Here is a 15,102-nt window from a genome sequence, read left to right as displayed (position 1 = left end):
TGGGGTCCGCCCGGGCAGGAGGCACATGGTCGAGGTCGCCGACACCGCGCGGACCGTCATCCTGACCGTGGACGACGACCCGGGAGTCTCCCGAGCCGTCGCCCGTGACCTGCGAAGACGCTACGGCGCCGGGTACCGGATCGTGCGCGCCGAGTCCGGCGAGTCGGCGCTGGAGGCCCTGCGCGAGCTGAAGCTGCGGGGCGATCTGGTGGCCGTGATCCTGGCCGACTACCGGATGCCCCAGATGAACGGCATCGAGTTCCTCGAACAGGCCCTGAACGTGTACCCGGGCGCCCGGCGGGTGCTGCTGACGGCCTACGCCGACACCAACGCGGCGATCGACGCGATCAACGTCGTGGACCTCGACCACTACCTGCTCAAGCCCTGGGACCCGCCGGAGGAGAAGCTCTACCCGGTCGTGGACGACCTGCTCGCGGCCTGGCGCGCCAGCGACTACCGGCCGGTGCCCGCGACCAAGGTGGTCGGCCACCGTTGGTCGGCGCGCTCCTCGGACGTGCGGGAGTTCCTGGCCCGCAACCAGGTGCCGTACCGCTGGTACTCCTCCGACGAGCCCGAAGGCCGGCGGCTGCTGGAGGCCGCGGGCGCCGACGGGCAGCGGTTGCCGCTGGTGGTCACCCCGCAGGGCGCCGTGCTGATCGAGCCGGAGACGGCCGACCTGGCCGCCCACGTCGGCCTCGCGACGACGCCCGCCGCGGACTTCTACGACCTCGTCGTGATCGGCGGCGGCCCGGCCGGCCTCGGCGCGGCCGTGTACGGGGCCTCCGAGGGGCTGCGCACGGTACTGATCGAACGGTCGGCGACCGGGGGACAGGCCGGACAGAGCTCCCGCATCGAGAACTACCTCGGCTTCCCGGACGGGGTCTCGGGCGCACAGCTGACCGATCGGGCGCGCCGCCAGGCCGGCCGGTTCGGCGCCGAGATCCTCACCGCCCGCGAGGTCACCGGACTGGAGGTCAACGGCGCCGCGCGCGTGGTCCGCTTCTCCGACGGTTCGCAGATCGCCGCGCACAGCGTGATCCTGGCGACCGGGGTGTCGTACCGCCAGCTCCGGGCACCGGGCTGCGAGGAGTTGACCGGTTGCGGCGTGTTCTACGGCTCCTCGCTCACCGAGGCGGCCTCGTGCCAGGAGCAGGACGTGTACATCGTGGGCGGCGCCAACTCGGCCGGACAGGCGGCGATGTACCTCGCCCGGGGCGCGAAGTCGGTGACGCTGCTGGTGCGCGGGGAGTCGCTGCGGGCCTCGATGAGCCACTACCTCGTCCAACAGATCGAGGAGGCGTCGAACATCGCGGTGCGCGCCCGGACCGTCGTCGAATCGGCGCACGGCGAGGGACACCTGCAACAGCTGACGGTGCGGGACGTGGACAGCGGCGCCACCGAACTCCTCGACACCCAGTGGATGTTCGTCTTCATCGGCGCGGCCCCGCTCACCGACTGGCTGGACGGCACCGTGCTGCGCGACGAACACGGCTTCATCCTGGCGGGCCCGGACCTCACGGCGGACGGCAGGCCGCCCGCGGAGTGGGAGCTCGACCGGTCGCCCTACCACCTGGAGACCAACATCCCCGGCGTCTTCGTGGCGGGCGACGCGCGCGCCCAGTCCGCCAAGCGCGTCGCGTCCGCGGTAGGAGAGGGAGCCATGGCCGTGATGCTGGTCCACCGCTACCTGGAGCAGTCATGAGCGGGCAGGTCATGCCGTGCGCTCCGCACGAGATCTCCTCGCTGTTCCTGTTCGAGAAGCTCACCCCGGAGCAGCTCGGGCGGCTGTGCGCCGAAGGACGGGTCGAGCGCTTCGAAGTCGGTCCCGTGTACACCGAGGGCGATCCGGCGACCTGCTTCTACGTGATGATCGAAGGCACCGTGGTGCTGTCCCGCCGGGTCGGCGCGGACGACGTGGAGGTCGGCCGCACCTCGCAGCGCGGGGTGTACTCCGGGGCCATGCAGGCCTACCTGGGCGACCGGGTGCCGCAGACCTACAACAACTCGATGCGGGTGACCGAGCGGACGCGGTTCTTCGTGCTGCCCGCGCAGTCGTTCGCGGACGTCATGCGGGAGTGGTTCCCGATGGCCGCGCACCTGCTGGAGGGCCTCTTCTTCGGTTCGAGGAGCACCCAACAGGCCATCGGGCAGCGCGAACGGTTGCTGGCGCTGGGCTCCTTGTCCGCCGGGCTCACCCACGAGCTGAACAATCCGGCGGCGGCGGCGGTCCGGGCCACCGAGAGCCTGCGCGAGAGGGTGGGCAAGATGCGGCACAAACTGGCCGTGATCGCCAAGGGCCCCTACTCCCGCGAGGCGCTCGCCGAACTGATCGAGATCCAGGAGCGCACGGCCGAACGCGTCGCCAAGGCGCCCGCGTTGAGTCCGCTGGAAGCCTCCGACCAGGAGGACCTGCTCACCGACTGGCTCGACGACCACGGCATCCAGGAGGGCTGGCGGATCGCGCCGACCTTCGTGCAGGCCGGGCTGGACACGGACTGGCTGGACCACGTCGCGGCGACCGTCGCCGAGGACATCCTGCCGGGGGCGATCGGCTGGCTCAACTACACGGTCGAGACCGAGTTGTTGATGGACGAGATCAACGACTCCACGACCCGCATCTCCCACCTCGTGGACGCCGCCAAGCAGTACTCGCAGCTCGACCGGGCCCCGTACCGGGTCGTCGACGTCCACGAACTCCTCGACAGCACCCTGGTGATGCTCTCCGGGAAGTTCGGCCCCCGGATCCGGGTGGTCAAGGAGTACGACCGCTCCGTGCCGGACGTGCCCGCCTACCCGGCGGAACTCAACCAGGTGTGGACCAACCTCATCGACAACGCCGTCTTCGCCATCGGCAGCACCGGCCGCGACGGCACGCTGACGGTCCGCACGGCGCGGGAGGGGGACCGGCTGCTGGTGGAGTTCCGTGACACCGGGCCCGGCATCCCGGCGGAGATCCGAAGCCGCATCTTCGACCCCTTCTTCACCACCAAGCCCGTGGGCGAGGGCACCGGCCTCGGCCTGGACATCTCCTGGCGGATCGTGGTGAGCAAGCACCACGGCAGCCTCCAGGTCGAGTCCGTACCGGGCGACACCCGCTTCCAGGTGCTGCTGCCACTGACCGCGGCCCCGGAATCCGACGAGGACGAGGAGCCCGCATGAGCGACACCGAGGCCGTCGAAGGTATCGACCCGAGCGCCGTGCCCTCCGGCACCGGCTGCGTCGACTGCGACGCGGTGGGCGGGTGGTGGTTCCACCTGCGGCGCTGCGCCCAGTGCGGGCACGTCGGCTGCTGCGACTCCTCGCCGGCCCAACACGCCACCGCCCACTGGAAATCCAGCGGCCATCCCCTCGTGCAGAGCTTCGAACCGGACGAGGAGTGGTACTGGGACTACGCCGGCGATGAGCTGTACGAGTCCGGGCCCGCGCTCGCGCCGCCCGTCGGCCACCCCGCGGACCAGTCCGCGCCGGGCCCGGCCGACCGGGTCCCGCAGGACTGGGCGCGGCGACTGCACCGCTGACCGACCGCACGGCCGAGCACAACCGCACGACCGGGCGCCTGCACGGCCGGGCGGCCTACAGCGGGTCGGCGGGAGGGCCGGCCAGCATCAGATTGCCGTCGGGGGTGCGCCGGGCGCGCTCGCCGGTGCGCAGGAACCCGTCGGCGGTGAAGGCGCGGGCGTTGTGGTCGGGGGCGCGGTAGTGCCCCCGCGGGGCGTACGGACCGCGGACGAGGAGTTCGCCGGGCTCGCCGTCGGGCACGTCCGCGCCTTCGGCGTCGACGATGCGGATCTCGTCGTCCGGCGAGAGCGCGCGGCCCCGCGTGGTGAGCACGGTCTCCCGCGGGTCGGCGGGCCGGGTGAGGGTGACCAGACCCTCGGGCAGGTCGAAGACCCGCTGGAGGCGGCAGCCCAGTTCGGCGGCGATCCGTTCGGCGGTGGCCCGGGGCAGTGGCCCGCCGCCGCACTGCACCAGCCGCAGCGTGCTCAGGTCCGCGCCGACGTCGGGGAGCGCGTCGAGCCAGAGCCGGGCCCCGGCGGGCGTCACCGAGGTGACGGTGACCCCCTCCCGCTCGACTGCCGCGAGGCACGCGGCGGGATCGGGGTCGTCGAGCAGGACGACGCTGGCGCCGACGGTCAGGGTGCCGATGATGCCGGGGCAGCCGAAGGTGAGGTTGTGGTCGGCGGGCAGGGCGGCGAGGTAGACGTCGTCCTCGGTCAGCGACACCAGTTCCGCGGCGGCCCGCGCCTGGTAGGCGTAGTCGTCGTGGGTGCGGGGCACGAGCAGGGGCGCGTCGCGGGCGCCGTCGGCGCGGGCGGCGCGCAGGAGGAGCGCCACCTGGTCGGCGCCCCGCACGAGCGGCTGGTCCGGCGGGGAGTCCAGGGAGGCCAGCGGGAAGTAGTGGCAGCCCGAGGTGTCGGTCGTGAATCCGCCGTACGGGGACGCGGTGCCCGGTTCCTCGAAGGGGAACACCCGCCGCAGGAAGGGCCCTTCGGCCGCGATGTCCGCGGCCATCGCGATGTGGTCGAAGCCCCGGTACGTCGACGGGCCGACGTACCCCACGGCCTGGGTGAGCCGCACGATGCGGGACACCTCGGGCGCGCGGAGCGGGAGCGGGCAGAACACGGGGACGGCGCCGGCGCGCATCAGCGCGAACACGGTGATCACGAACTCGGGCACATTGGGCATCTGGACGAGGACCCGCTGCCCCGGCCGCAGGCCGCGCAGCCGGAAGCCGGCCGCCGTGCGGCCCACGCGCCGGTTCAGGGCCGCGTAGGTGATGCGGGTGTCGCCGTGCACGAGTGCGGTCCGGGGGCCGTACTGGAGGGCCCAGCCGCGCAGCAGGTCGTCCAGCGAAGTGCCCCGCCAGTGCCCGGCCGCCCAGTAGTGGTCGACGTACTCCTCGGGCCAGGGCGCACAGCCGTCGAGCGTGGGTGACATCCGCTTCCCTCCCTGCGGGGCGAGGGCTCCGCACGGGGTCGGGGAGCGGGCCCGCCGCCTGGTCCGCTCCATCCAAGTCGCCGACACCCGGGGGCGCAATGCGCTTTCCCCACCAGGGAGGCCGGCTCCCGTCGGCGGAAGGACCAAGGTGCGGCCCTTGACCCCGACCGCCGACCCTCTTAAATTTAGAGAGCTCTCTAAGTTCAAGGGTTCTCCAAGTCCAAGGGGCGTGATCGCATGCGGACGGGCGGCGGCGGGCTGCGCGAGCAGCACAAGGCGCAGCGACGGGAGCGGATCCTCGACGCGACGCGCGACCTCCTGAGGGACGGTTCGGAGTCGGCGATCAGCACCGAGCGGATCGCCGAACGGGCGGGCGTCTCCCCGGCCACCGTGTACAACCTGATCGGACCGCGCGAGAAGGTCTGGGAGGCGCTCGCCGGCGGCTTCGTGGACCGACTGGAGGCCCAGCTGGCGGTGTTGGACACGGGCGACCCGCGGGAGGTCGTCAGGGCGACGGTGCGGCTCTTCACCGGCGACCCGGTCGTGTCGCGCCGCATGGTGCGGGGTTGGGAGGAGAGCGGCCTCGTCTTCGACCGCAGCCCGCTCGGTCAGCTCCGCCGGGCGATGGCGGACGTCCGGGCGCGGGGCGTGCTGCGCGCCGACGTCGACGCCGACGCCCTGGCCTTCGCCGTGGCCACCTCCTGCGTCGGCGCCCTGCACCAGTGGGTCGCCGGCCTGATCGACGACGAGCGGTTCCTGGAGCGGGCCCTCTTCGGGCTGGACGTCGTACTCGCCGCGGCGGCCGCGGACGCCCACCGGGAGCGGCTGCTGGAGCCGCTGCGCACCCGGGGCACGGCATGAGGGCCGGCGCACCGCCCCGGACCTCGACCTTCGTGGGCGGCGACGGCAACCGGCTCGTGGCCGACGTCTGGGGCGCGGCGTCCGCACCGCCCCTCCTCCTGCTGCACGGCGGCGGCCAGACCCGCCGCGCCTGGAGCCGGGCCGGGCCCCGCCTGGCCGCGCGGGGCTGGCGGGTCGTCGCCCCGGACCTGCGGGGGCACGGCGCCAGCGACTGGTCGGCGGACGGCGCGTACGGCCTCGACCTCTTCGCCGGGGACGTCCGGGCGCTCGTCGCCGCGCTCCACGACCGGCCGGTGCTCGTCGGCGCCTCGCTCGGCGGCCTGGCCTCGCTGCTCGCCGCCGGCGAGGCCCCGCGAGCGGCGGTGCGCGCCCTGGTGCTCGTCGACGTGGCGCACCGCCCGGATCCCCGCGGGGCGCGCCGGATCGTGGAGTTCATGCGCGGCCATCCGGACGGTTTCGCGAGCGTCGAGGAGGCGGCCGCGGTGGTCACCGCCCACCTGGCGCGCCGCCCGCGCCCGTACGACACGGGCGGGCTCCGCGACAACCTGCGCCGCCGGGGCGAGCGGTGGGTCTGGCACTGGGACCCCCGGATGCTGGACCACTTCGAGGGCAGGATGGACCCGCCCGGCATGGCGGAGCGCCTCCTGGGCGCCGCCCGCGGCGCCGACGTACCGGTCCTGCTCGTCCGGGGCGGGGAGAGCGACGTGGTGCGCGAGGAGACCGCCGCGCAGTTCTGCGCCCGGGTGCCCCGCGCGCGGTACGTCGACGTGGCCGGTGCGGGACACATGGTGGCCGGGGACCGGGGCGAACACTTCGTCGACGCGGTCGTCCCCTTCCTGGCGGAGATCGGCGGCTGAGCCGCCGATCTCCGCCAGGGATCCCGGAGCGGCTCTCCGGCCGTGTCCTGCCGCGCGCGGGGATCCCGCGGGGGACCCTTCCCGCGCTCACCCCGGCGATCTGATCTGATGGGACGGAACGCACCGCGCACCACCCGAGCGATCAGGAGGACCCGATGAGCACGGCCGACGAGGGACGGCAGTGGCCGGACGAGGTCAGTGTCGACAATGCCAGGGCGACGCTGCTCCAGCTCCTCGCCCGTGCGGGCGTCCCCTCCGATGACGCGCGGACGCTCATGGGGCTCCTGGAGGCGGGGGCGCTGGCACTCGCCCACGAGGAACTGAGCGGCGGCGGCCGGACCGCGCCCGGTGACAAGGGCGAAGCGTACGAGTCGGGTTGGCTCGACGGCGCCGGGGACCTGCTGGAGGAGCTCGGCGCCGTCACCGAGCGGACCCTGCTGCAGGTCGTGGGAGCGGAGGGCGAGCCCGATCCGGCCGCGGCGCGCCAGCGGGTGCGGCGCATGGAGGTGGAGCGGGCGCGGGTGGCGCTCACCCCCCTGTACCTGTCCTTCACCGAGGTCTCGGAGCTGGACCCGGAGGTGACGGAGGAGGTGCTCGCCGCCGTCCTCACCACGATGACCCCGCGCCAGCGGGCCGGGTACGCCGGGCGGCTCACGGAGTTCGCCACCGCCCACCGGGCCCGACTGGACCGGCTGTTCGCGCAGTACGGACCGGGCGGCAGCATCGCGGTGCACGGCCGGTACTCGCTCGTCCACTCGGTCACCGGCATCGCCGTGCTGGAGCGGCTGGTCGTGGCGCCCGGACCGCTGCGCGAGGAGTGGGACGCCGGGGAGCTGCCGCCCGCCTGGCTGGACGGCCTGACGACCGCCTGGAACGCACCCGTCTGATCCCGGGCCGACCCCGCCTCCGGCCCGCTCGTCGGCGCCCCGCGCGCGCCGGGCGGGTCAGTGCGCCGCAGGCAGGAGGCGGAAGCCGTCGCCGTCGCGCCGGACCACTCCGGCGGTCGGCGGCGGGAAGTGGCTGCCGAGCAACAGGGTCTCGGTGTCGGCGAGTTCGTCCAGCAAGCGGGTCCTGGTGCGTACGGCCGCCGCCGGATCGATGTCGACGCAGCTGCAGAGGGCGGGCTCGGCCAGCTGCACCGGGTGGTGGATGCAGTCGCCGGTGATGACGGCGCGGTGCCCGCCGCTGCTGAGGGCGACCGCGATCTGCCCCGGCGTGTGACCGGGCGTGGGCACGAGCGTGAGGCCGGGCAGGAACTCCGTACCGCCCTGCGCGACGTCGACGAGGTCCAACCGGCCGTGCGCGCGCACCGGCTCGACGGAGTCGTCCAACATCTGACGCCGGCTCTCCTCCACCTCCACCGCGGACCAGTACGCGTCCTCGGCCGCCGCGACGACGTACCGGGCGCGGGGGAAGGTGGGCTGCCAGGAACCGTCGGGAGCCCGACGGGTGTTCCACCCGACGTGGTCCGCGTGCAGGTGGGTGAGGATCACGTAGTCGACGCTGTCCGGCGCGAAGCCCGCGTCGGTCAGCCGCTCCAGGTAGGCCGTGTCGAGGTCGTTCCACGCCGGGTTGGCGCGGGTCTTGCCGTTGCCTATGCCCGTGTCGACGAGGACGCGCAGCCCGTCGATCTCCAGCGCGAAGGTGTGGACGGCCAGCTTGATGTGGTCGTCGGGGCCGGCGAAGGACGGCTTGAGCCAGTCGACCCCCGCCACCACGGAGGGAGTCGCGCCGGGCAGCAGCCAGGGGCCGGTGGCCGCGGGAAGGGCCATCTCGTCGATGCGGTGGACGGCGATGTCGCCGATCTGCCAGTGGGGCACGGGAGTTCTCCTGGGAAGGGGCTTCGGTGAGAGACGCGGGTCGGTCCGCTCAACGGGCCAGCAGCGCGTCGACCAGGCCGCGGGCGTAGTCCGCCGTCAGCGCGCCGGGCCGGAACAGGATGCGGTACACCATCGGGGCGACCACCGCGTCCATCGTGTCCTCCAGGCCGGGCGCCACCTCGCCGCGCTCCACGGCCCGTTCCAGGATGACGGTGAGCTGTTCGGCCGCGTACGCCGAACACTGCCCGGCGCCCAGCCCGTCGGGGTCACCGCTCAGCACGTCCCGGACGTAGGCGCGCCCCGGGGGCGACGCCATCTCGTCGAGGAACAGCTCGGCCCAGGCGTCGAGATCGTCCCTGAGGGAGCCCCGGTCGTCGGGCGGACCGTCGGGGCGCAGGTGCGCGACCGCGACGTCCGCCAGCAGTTCCTGGAGGTCGCCCCACCTGCGGTACACGGTGGACGGCGTCACGCCGGCGCGCGCGGCGATCATGGGCACCGTCAGCCCTTCGCGGCCGCGCTCCGCCACGAGGTCGCGCGCGGCGTCGTGCACGGACTGCTGTACGCGGGCGCTGCGGCCCCCGGGGCGTGTGCTCGGTCGCGTGCTCATGCCGTCACCCTAGCGTCCCGAGCCCCTTAACGCTAAGGATGAGCGTCAAGGGGCTCGGGAGTGTCCGATCGCGGTACGGTCAGCGCTCGGATCCGGCCGGGGCGGCGTCCGGGACCCAGGAGCCGTGCAGCCCGGCGCTCACGCGGTGGGGCAGGTGGACCGTGGCGATCCGGTCGAGGCCCGACGCGTCGAGGACGAGCAGCTGCGAGGCGTCCTGCTTGAGGTCGCTGACGACCGTCAGCAGGTAGCCGTCGTCCTCGCGGGTGGCGCCGGCGGCGGGGACGAAGAGGGCCTCGCCGGGCATCCGGGCGTCACCGACCTGGTGGATGCGGCGGGCGCCGGTGGTGCGGTCGTACTTGACCACGCCGTAGCCGCCGAAGCCCTTCTCGTCGGGGAAGGAGACGGCGTAGTGGTAGCGGTTCTCGGCGCCCAGGTACTCCTCGTTGAGGGTCGGGAACTCCACCGGCAGGTCGTCGACGATCTGCTCGTCGACGGAGCCGGCCGCCATGTCGATCACCCAACGGCGGGTGTAGGAGCGGGAGACGGGCTCGGTGCCGCGACCGGGGTTGCCCGCCCACCAGTTCCAGGAGAGGTCGAAGCCCTCGTGGTCCACGGTGGGGCCCTCCAGGACGACGCGGCCCCGGCCGTCCTCGAAGGCGTTCGCCACGTGCAGCATGTTGCCCGGCTCGATGGAGAACCAGCGGATGTTCCGGGGGCCGTCGGCGCCGCGCGGCATGACGCCGATGCGGGCGGGGTGCTGGTCGCTCCAGCCGTAGGGGATGCCGGAGTGCTCGGTGGGGTCGAAGGTGACGTTGCCCTCGATGAAGACCACGTGGTGACGGGTGATGGCGAAGTCGTGCTTGAGCGAGGCGGTCGCCCCCGGCACCTCGGCGGTGTGGACGATCTCGCCCTTGGCGTCGGCGACGTAGTGGACGAGGAACGGCGGGAACGGCGAGGACCCGAAGAAGTGGAGCTCGCCCGTGACGGGGTCCTCCTTGGGGTGCGCGGTCATCGCCGTGCGCAGCTTGCCGTCGAAGTCGTACGCGCCGACCGTGTCCAACTCCCGGGTGAGCTCGAAGGGGAGGTTCGCCTCGCACAGGGCGAGCAGCCGTCCGCCGTGCTCGATGATGTGCGTCCCGGCGGCGCTGGCCGTGAGGTCCGGGCCCCGCTCCGTCATGTACGGGGCGCCGTCCAGCGCGGGGGTGCGCACCCAACGGTTGCGGTACCACTCGGCGCGGCCGTCGCGCAGCCGGAGGCCGTGGACCATGCCGCTGCCCTTGAACCAGTGGGTGGGGGTGACGCCGGGCTTGGGGTTGTGGCCGTTGCGCAGCAGCCGGCCGGTCAGCTCGGGGGGCAGGGTGCCCTCGACGGTGAGGTCGGTGGCGGTGACCTCGTTGACGACGGGCGTGAAGTGGCCGGTCAGGTAGGGCTTGTCGGCGGTCATGGTGGATTTCCTTTCGATGGACACGATGGACACGGTGGTCACGGTGGAAGGGCAGGTGCGGGACGTCAGGTGACGTACGGGGGGAGGGAGCGGGGGCGGAGGGGTGGGGGAGGGGTGGCGGAGCCGGCCGGGTCAGCCGACGCGCGGGGTCGCGGGGGCCTCGGGGGCCTGCGGGCGTCCCACGAGGTGCGGGCGCCGCGGGCTCGTGGACCCGTACGTCGGCGTACCGGTGCTCCGCGGGTCCGTGCGGCGCGTGAGGAGCACGGCGAGGACGCCCGTCGCGGCCAGGACGGCGGCCGAGACCGTGAAGGCGGCCCGGTACCCGGCGGTCAGGGCCTCCAGGGCCGGTTCGTACGGGGACGCCCGGGCGGTGACGGAGCCCGCGAAGGTGGCGAGCGCGGCCAGGCCGATCGCACCGCCGACCTGACGCGTGGTGTTCACCAGGCCGCCCGCCAGGCCCGCGTCCCGCGGCGGGAGGCCCTCCATGGCGAAGGCGGTGAGCTGGACGAAGGCGATGCTCAGGCCGAGGCCGATGAGGATGCTCGGGCCCAGCACGTCGACGAGGTAGCTGCCGTCGGCGCTCATCCGTGACAGCCACAGCATCCCCGCGGCCTCGGTGAACAGGGCCGCGCTCACGGTCGCGGTGGCGCCGAAGCGGCGCGAGACGCGCGGCGCGAGGGCCGACCCGATCATGTGGGTGATCGCGAGCGGTAGTTGCCCGACCCCGGTCACCAACGGGCTGGATCCCAGGACCTGCTGCTGGTAGAGCGGCAGGAAGAAGAAGAGCGCGATCCACACCGACCCGAGCAGGGCCATCAGCAGGTTCCCCGCGGCCACGCGCCCGGTGGCGAGCAACCGCGGCGGCAGCAGCGCGTCCGGGCGGTGCGACTGGATCACGCCGAAGACGGCGAGCAGCACACCGGCGGCGAGGAAGGCGCCCAGCACCCGGGCATCCGTCCAGCCGGCGCCCCGCGCCGTGGTCAGGCCCCAGACCAGGCTGGTGAGGGCGAGGGTGACGGTGACGGTGCCCACCAGGTCGAACCGGCCGTCCTCGCCGCCGGCCCCGCGCGGTACCAGCGCCACCACCGCGGCCAGCACCAGGGCCGCCCCGAGCGCGACGCAGTGGAAGAGCCACGGCCAGCCCCACGCCTGGGTGAGCCCACCACCCAGCAGGACGCCGCCCGCCGCTCCCGCACCGGAGACCGCGCCCCACACCCCGAGCACCTTGCCCCGCCCGGGCCCGGGCGGGAAGAGGCCCATGGCCAGGGCGAGGGAGGCCGGTGCGATGGCGGCGGCTCCGATGCCCTGGACGGTGCGCGCCGCGATCAACAGGCCGGGCGAGGTGGCCAGCCCCGCCACCGGCGAGGCGACCGCGAACAGCGCGAGGCCGGTGATCAGCACCCGGCGGTGGCCGAGCAGGTCGGCCGCGCGCCCGCCGGCCAGGAGCAGGGCCCCGAAGGCCAGGCCGTAGGCGTTGACCACCCAGGTCGTGCCTCCGTCCGACAGGCCGACCCCGGCACGGATCTGCGGCAGCGCGACGTTCACGATCGAGGTGGCGAGCATGATGGTGAACTGGGCCGCGGCGAGCACCGTGAGCGCGGCCGTCGCCCGGGCGGCGGGTGGTGTCCGACCGGGTGGTGTCCGCCCGGTCGGTGTGCGGTGGGGGAGGTTCATGTCGCACAGCCTCGTGCGGAGCGCTGTCCACTCTCCAGGCCCGACGGCGACGGTGACTGTCCAGTCCTGTCCGCGGCTGTCCACCCGCCACCGCGGGCTTCCGTGCCACCGCCCGTGCCACCGCCCGTGCCACCGCCCGTGCCACCGCCCGTGCCACCGCCCGTGCCACCGCCCGTGCCACCGCCCGTGCCACCGCCCGCGCTACCGCGCGCGCGAGCCGTACAACTCCTGCTCCCACAGGGCCTCGCAGAGCAGGTCCAGGCCCTGCCGCAGGTGGCGCCGGTAGGTGCCGTACGGCAGGCCGAGGCGCCGGGCGGCGGCTTCCTGGGTGGGGGCGCCGGAGAAGTACCCCGCCGTCAGGGCCTCCCGGGCGCGCACGGCGCGCGGGTCGTCGGCGAGCCCGTCGACGGCCCCGCGCAGCAGGGCGCGCAACTCCGCGGCGGCGTCGGTGAGATCGGCCGCCAGCCGGGTGCGCAACAGGGCGCACGCCGCGAAGGTGCCCGGGTCCCGCCAGTGCGCCAACGCCTCGCGCACGGCCTGGTCGAAGGCGATGCGCGAGATGGGCGAGGGCCCGGGCGGCACGGGGGAGGCGTCGGTGTCCGAGAGGAAGCTCTGGATCCACGCCTCCACGGGTATGCCGCGCCAATCGACTCCGAACACCCCGTAGGTGTGGGCGCCCACCCGCGGGCGCGCCCCGATGTCCTCAAGGGTGCCCTTGACGCGTGCGCCCCAGGTCTCGGCGTCCCGGAAGACGGCGAAGCCGTAGGCGCGGCCCCGGGCGCGGGCCGCTTCCGCCTGGGCCCGTGAACTGCTCAGGTCGATGACGCGGGAGGGGACTTGGTAGCGCTCGGGGTAGACGGTGAAGCGGCTGACGCCGATGTGTTCGCCGGGGCTGACCGGCGCGGTGTCCTCGGTGTACCGCCACGCGGCGGCGATGACGGGATCGGCGGCCAGATCCTGCGGGTCGGGCGGGGCCGCCAGCGCGAGCCGGGCCGTGAAGGCCACGATCCGACCCGTGTCGACGAGCCGGTAGACGCTGAAGGCCTGCGGCTGGCGCCGGGCCCAGTAGCGGACGATCTCCGCGGAGGCGGCGCCCTCGGTCTCCTCGGCCATGCGCAGTACGGTATCGAGGTCGTCCGGGTGGAGGGGGCGGTCGTGCACCTCGTCCTCGCGGGACCAGGTGCGCAGCCGGGCCAGGGTCTTCCCCTCCCGGAAGAGGAAGAAGAGCTCGTCGGTGACGGTCCACACCCGCTCCTCGGGCGCCTCCCGCAGGATCCGCAGGTATTCGTCCGCCAGGCGGCGGCGCATCGTCTCGAAGGCGTTGGGCGCCCGCCAGCGCAGGTCCGCGGCCAGCGTCTCGCGCGCCGCGTCGTGCGGGTGGAGCCCGCGCCGCGTGGATTCCATGAAGGGCAGGTCCCGCAGCCAGGAGAAGAGCAGGTGGGCGTCCTCCTCCGGCAGCACCGAGGTGAGCAGCTCCTCCGAGGTCGAGTGGGACTGCGCCGCCACCTCCAGGGCCCGGCGGTGGGCCGCGGTGGGCACTTCACCGATCAAGCCCGCCAGCAGGGTGCGCAGGACGTCCGCCGAGGGGGCCCAGATGTCCTCCCGGCCGCAGCCCGTCGACCCCGCGGCGGCCGCGAGGGACAGGGCCAGCGGGTTGCCTCCGGCGAAGCGCAGCACCGGGTCGCGCAGTTCGGGCCGGATCCGGGCGGCCGCCAGCAGACCGCGGGCCTGGTCCTCGGAGAAGGGTCCCAGCTCGCTCACGTGCAGGAGCCCGGACCACGCCGGGTCGGCCGCCCACTGCGGTTGCGGCGCGCGCCGGCCGGCCAGGACGACCAGGGCGCCGTCCGCGGCCCGCGGCAGGAAGTGGTGCCACAGCCAACTCTCCATCCACTGGCAGTGCTCGAAGGAGTCCACGAACAGGACCGTCCCCGGCACGTCCAGGAAGGCCGCGGCGGCACGCTCGAAATCGGCCGGGTCCCGCTCGACGAAGCGGCCGTCGAGCTCGACGAGCGGCCGGCCCGCCGCGCGGGCGCGGTCCGTCAGGCAGCGCAGCAGCGTCGACTTGCCGATGCCGCCCGGACCGTGCACGTAGAAGGCGAACGGCGCGTGCGGGTCGCCGCCCAACGCGTCCTCGAAGCGGCCCAGTTCCTCGTCCCGGCCGATGAAGGCCCGTACCCGCGCCCGGCTCAGCCTCTCTCCCACGGACACCATGGTGGCTCTCCTCCCCCTCGTTCCCTTACGGAGCGGCCGCGTCCGGGGACAGCTCCGCCCGCCGGGCCGTGCCGCGCGCGGGAGGGGAGGTGTCGGATCCGGTGCCCGAGAGGTGGTCCGCCTCCCGAGCCGCTGCTCCGTCGGTGATCCTAACCGAGGCTCTGATCAGGCCACTTGACGAGCCCGGCCGGGGGTCAGAGGCGGCGTGCGGAGGCGCCCGGGGTCGGGCGGGGGTAGGTCCGCGACTGCTTGACGCTGCCGTACGCGAAGCTCGACTCGATCGAGGCGATGCCGGGGATGGCGTGTATCCGGTCGCGCACCAGCGACTCGTAGGCCTCCAGGTCCTCGATGACGACCCGGAGCAGGTAGTCGCTGCTGCCCGCCATCAGGTAGCAGTCCTGGATGTGCTCGATGAGCGCGACGTGCTGCTCGAAGAGCCGGACCGCCTCCGCCGTGTGGCGCTCCAGGCGTATCCGGACGAAAACGGTGATGGGCAGGCCGAAGGCGACCTGGTCCACCACGGCGGTGTAGCCGCGGATCAGGCCGGCCTCCTCCAGCCGTCGCACGCGCCGCAGACACGGCGACGGCGAGAGCCGGACGCGGTCGGCGAGGTCCTGGTTGGACAGTCGGCCGTCGGCCTGCAATTCCCGGATGATCTGCAGATCGACTGCGTCCATGGCCACTCCTTGG

13 protein-coding genes are annotated in these 15,102 nt (G+C 73.9%); 6 read left to right on the top strand and 7 right to left on the bottom strand.

Features of this window, described 5'->3' with window-relative positions:
- Nucleotides 1-25: 25 nt before the first annotated feature.
- Genes ACIQWR_RS26480 through ACIQWR_RS26470 form a run of 3 tightly spaced genes read left to right on the top strand, consistent with a single transcriptional unit; the run spans nt 26 to nt 3,518 of the window.
- Entirely contained in the window at nt 26-1,702 is a 1,677-nt protein-coding gene (locus ACIQWR_RS26480; protein WP_404014192.1) for an FAD-dependent oxidoreductase, read from the top strand.
- Entirely contained in the window at nt 1,699-3,159 is a 1,461-nt protein-coding gene (locus ACIQWR_RS26475; protein ID WP_404014189.1) for an ATP-binding protein, read from the top strand. Before ACIQWR_RS26480 ends, ACIQWR_RS26475 begins: the two co-directional genes overlap by 4 nt.
- Nucleotides 3,156-3,518, top strand: coding sequence for a UBP-type zinc finger domain-containing protein (locus ACIQWR_RS26470; protein ID WP_404014186.1), 363 nt, complete (start codon nt 3,156-3,158; stop codon nt 3,516-3,518). Before ACIQWR_RS26475 ends, ACIQWR_RS26470 begins: the two co-directional genes overlap by 4 nt.
- 55 nt (nt 3,519-3,573) lie before the next feature.
- Here ACIQWR_RS26470 and ACIQWR_RS26465 read toward each other — a convergent pair whose 3' ends face one another.
- Nucleotides 3,574-4,938: an AMP-binding protein gene (locus ACIQWR_RS26465; protein WP_404014184.1), complete on the bottom strand. Its 1,365-nt coding sequence runs from the start codon at nt 4,936-4,938 to the stop codon at nt 3,574-3,576.
- 237 nt (nt 4,939-5,175) lie between these two features.
- Here ACIQWR_RS26465 and ACIQWR_RS26460 point away from each other — a divergent pair, with 237 nt between their 5' ends.
- The 3 genes from ACIQWR_RS26460 (at nt 5,176) to ACIQWR_RS26450 (ending at nt 7,543) form a co-directional block, all read left to right on the top strand.
- Nucleotides 5,176-5,799 carry a TetR/AcrR family transcriptional regulator gene (locus tag ACIQWR_RS26460; protein ID WP_404014181.1) on the top strand — a complete coding sequence of 208 codons (624 nt, stop codon included), beginning with the start codon at nt 5,176-5,178 and terminating at the stop codon, nt 5,797-5,799.
- Nucleotides 5,796-6,656, top strand: a complete 861-nt coding sequence (locus ACIQWR_RS26455) for an alpha/beta fold hydrolase (RefSeq protein WP_404014178.1) — start codon at nt 5,796-5,798, stop codon at nt 6,654-6,656. Before ACIQWR_RS26460 ends, ACIQWR_RS26455 begins: the two co-directional genes overlap by 4 nt.
- A gap of 155 nt (nt 6,657-6,811) precedes the next feature.
- The gene (locus ACIQWR_RS26450; RefSeq protein WP_404014175.1) at nt 6,812-7,543 is read left to right on the top strand and encodes a hypothetical protein; all 732 of its coding nucleotides are present in this window, start codon (nt 6,812-6,814) and stop codon (nt 7,541-7,543) included.
- A 57-nt stretch (nt 7,544-7,600) separates the two neighbouring features.
- On the opposite strand, the gene ACIQWR_RS26445 is transcribed toward ACIQWR_RS26450, so the two are convergent.
- From ACIQWR_RS26445 to ACIQWR_RS26420, 6 genes are all read right to left on the bottom strand, one after another.
- Nucleotides 7,601-8,428 carry an MBL fold metallo-hydrolase gene (locus ACIQWR_RS26445; protein WP_404014539.1) on the bottom strand — a complete coding sequence of 276 codons (828 nt, stop codon included), beginning with the start codon at nt 8,426-8,428 and terminating at the stop codon, nt 7,601-7,603.
- A 97-nt stretch (nt 8,429-8,525) separates the two neighbouring features.
- On the bottom strand, nt 8,526-9,083 hold the full coding sequence (locus ACIQWR_RS26440) for a TetR/AcrR family transcriptional regulator (RefSeq protein WP_404014173.1): 558 nt from the start codon (nt 9,081-9,083) through the stop codon (nt 8,526-8,528).
- Between the two features lie 79 nt (nt 9,084-9,162).
- Nucleotides 9,163-10,527, bottom strand: a complete 1,365-nt coding sequence (locus ACIQWR_RS26435) for a carotenoid oxygenase family protein (protein ID WP_404014170.1) — start codon at nt 10,525-10,527, stop codon at nt 9,163-9,165.
- 132 nt (nt 10,528-10,659) lie between these two features.
- Nucleotides 10,660-12,201 (bottom strand): MFS transporter, encoded by a 1,542-nt coding sequence (locus ACIQWR_RS26430; protein ID WP_404014167.1) that lies wholly within the window; start codon nt 12,199-12,201, stop codon nt 10,660-10,662.
- A gap of 201 nt (nt 12,202-12,402) precedes the next feature.
- Complete coding sequence (locus tag ACIQWR_RS26425; protein ID WP_404014164.1) at nt 12,403-14,403, bottom strand: AAA family ATPase; 2,001 nt, start codon at nt 14,401-14,403, stop codon at nt 12,403-12,405.
- 203 nt (nt 14,404-14,606) lie between these two features.
- Entirely contained in the window at nt 14,607-15,089 is a 483-nt protein-coding gene (locus ACIQWR_RS26420) for an Lrp/AsnC family transcriptional regulator (RefSeq protein WP_404014161.1), read from the bottom strand.
- Nucleotides 15,090-15,102 lie beyond the last annotated feature (13 nt).

Source organism: Streptomyces sp. NPDC098789 (assembly GCF_044759975.1).
In the GTDB taxonomy this organism is placed as follows: Bacteria; Actinomycetota; Actinomycetes; order Streptomycetales; family Streptomycetaceae; genus Streptomyces.
This window is presented reverse-complemented; position numbering and strand designations above follow the sequence as displayed.

What these genes read in the sequence shown, in the direction of transcription:
- ACIQWR_RS26470 (WP_404014186.1), top strand. Translation starts at nt 3,156, where the DNA reads ATGAGCGACACCGAGGCCGTCGAAGGTATCGACCCGAGCGCCGTGCCC.
- ACIQWR_RS26445 (WP_404014539.1), bottom strand. Translation starts at nt 8,428, where the DNA reads ATGGCCCTTCCCGCGGCCACCGGCCCCTGGCTGCTGCCCGGCGCGACT.
- ACIQWR_RS26430 (WP_404014167.1), bottom strand. Translation starts at nt 12,201, where the DNA reads ATGAACCTCCCCCACCGCACACCGACCGGGCGGACACCACCCGGTCGG.
- ACIQWR_RS26480 (WP_404014192.1), top strand. Translation starts at nt 26, where the DNA reads ATGGTCGAGGTCGCCGACACCGCGCGGACCGTCATCCTGACCGTGGAC.
- ACIQWR_RS26435 (WP_404014170.1), bottom strand. Translation starts at nt 10,527, where the DNA reads ATGACCGCCGACAAGCCCTACCTGACCGGCCACTTCACGCCCGTCGTC.
- ACIQWR_RS26465 (WP_404014184.1), bottom strand. Translation starts at nt 4,938, where the DNA reads ATGTCACCCACGCTCGACGGCTGTGCGCCCTGGCCCGAGGAGTACGTC.
- ACIQWR_RS26420 (WP_404014161.1), bottom strand. Translation starts at nt 15,089, where the DNA reads ATGGACGCAGTCGATCTGCAGATCATCCGGGAATTGCAGGCCGACGGC.
- ACIQWR_RS26455 (WP_404014178.1), top strand. Translation starts at nt 5,796, where the DNA reads ATGAGGGCCGGCGCACCGCCCCGGACCTCGACCTTCGTGGGCGGCGAC.
- ACIQWR_RS26475 (WP_404014189.1), top strand. Translation starts at nt 1,699, where the DNA reads ATGAGCGGGCAGGTCATGCCGTGCGCTCCGCACGAGATCTCCTCGCTG.
- ACIQWR_RS26450 (WP_404014175.1), top strand. Translation starts at nt 6,812, where the DNA reads ATGAGCACGGCCGACGAGGGACGGCAGTGGCCGGACGAGGTCAGTGTC.
- ACIQWR_RS26440 (WP_404014173.1), bottom strand. Translation starts at nt 9,083, where the DNA reads ATGAGCACGCGACCGAGCACACGCCCCGGGGGCCGCAGCGCCCGCGTA.
- ACIQWR_RS26460 (WP_404014181.1), top strand. Translation starts at nt 5,176, where the DNA reads ATGCGGACGGGCGGCGGCGGGCTGCGCGAGCAGCACAAGGCGCAGCGA.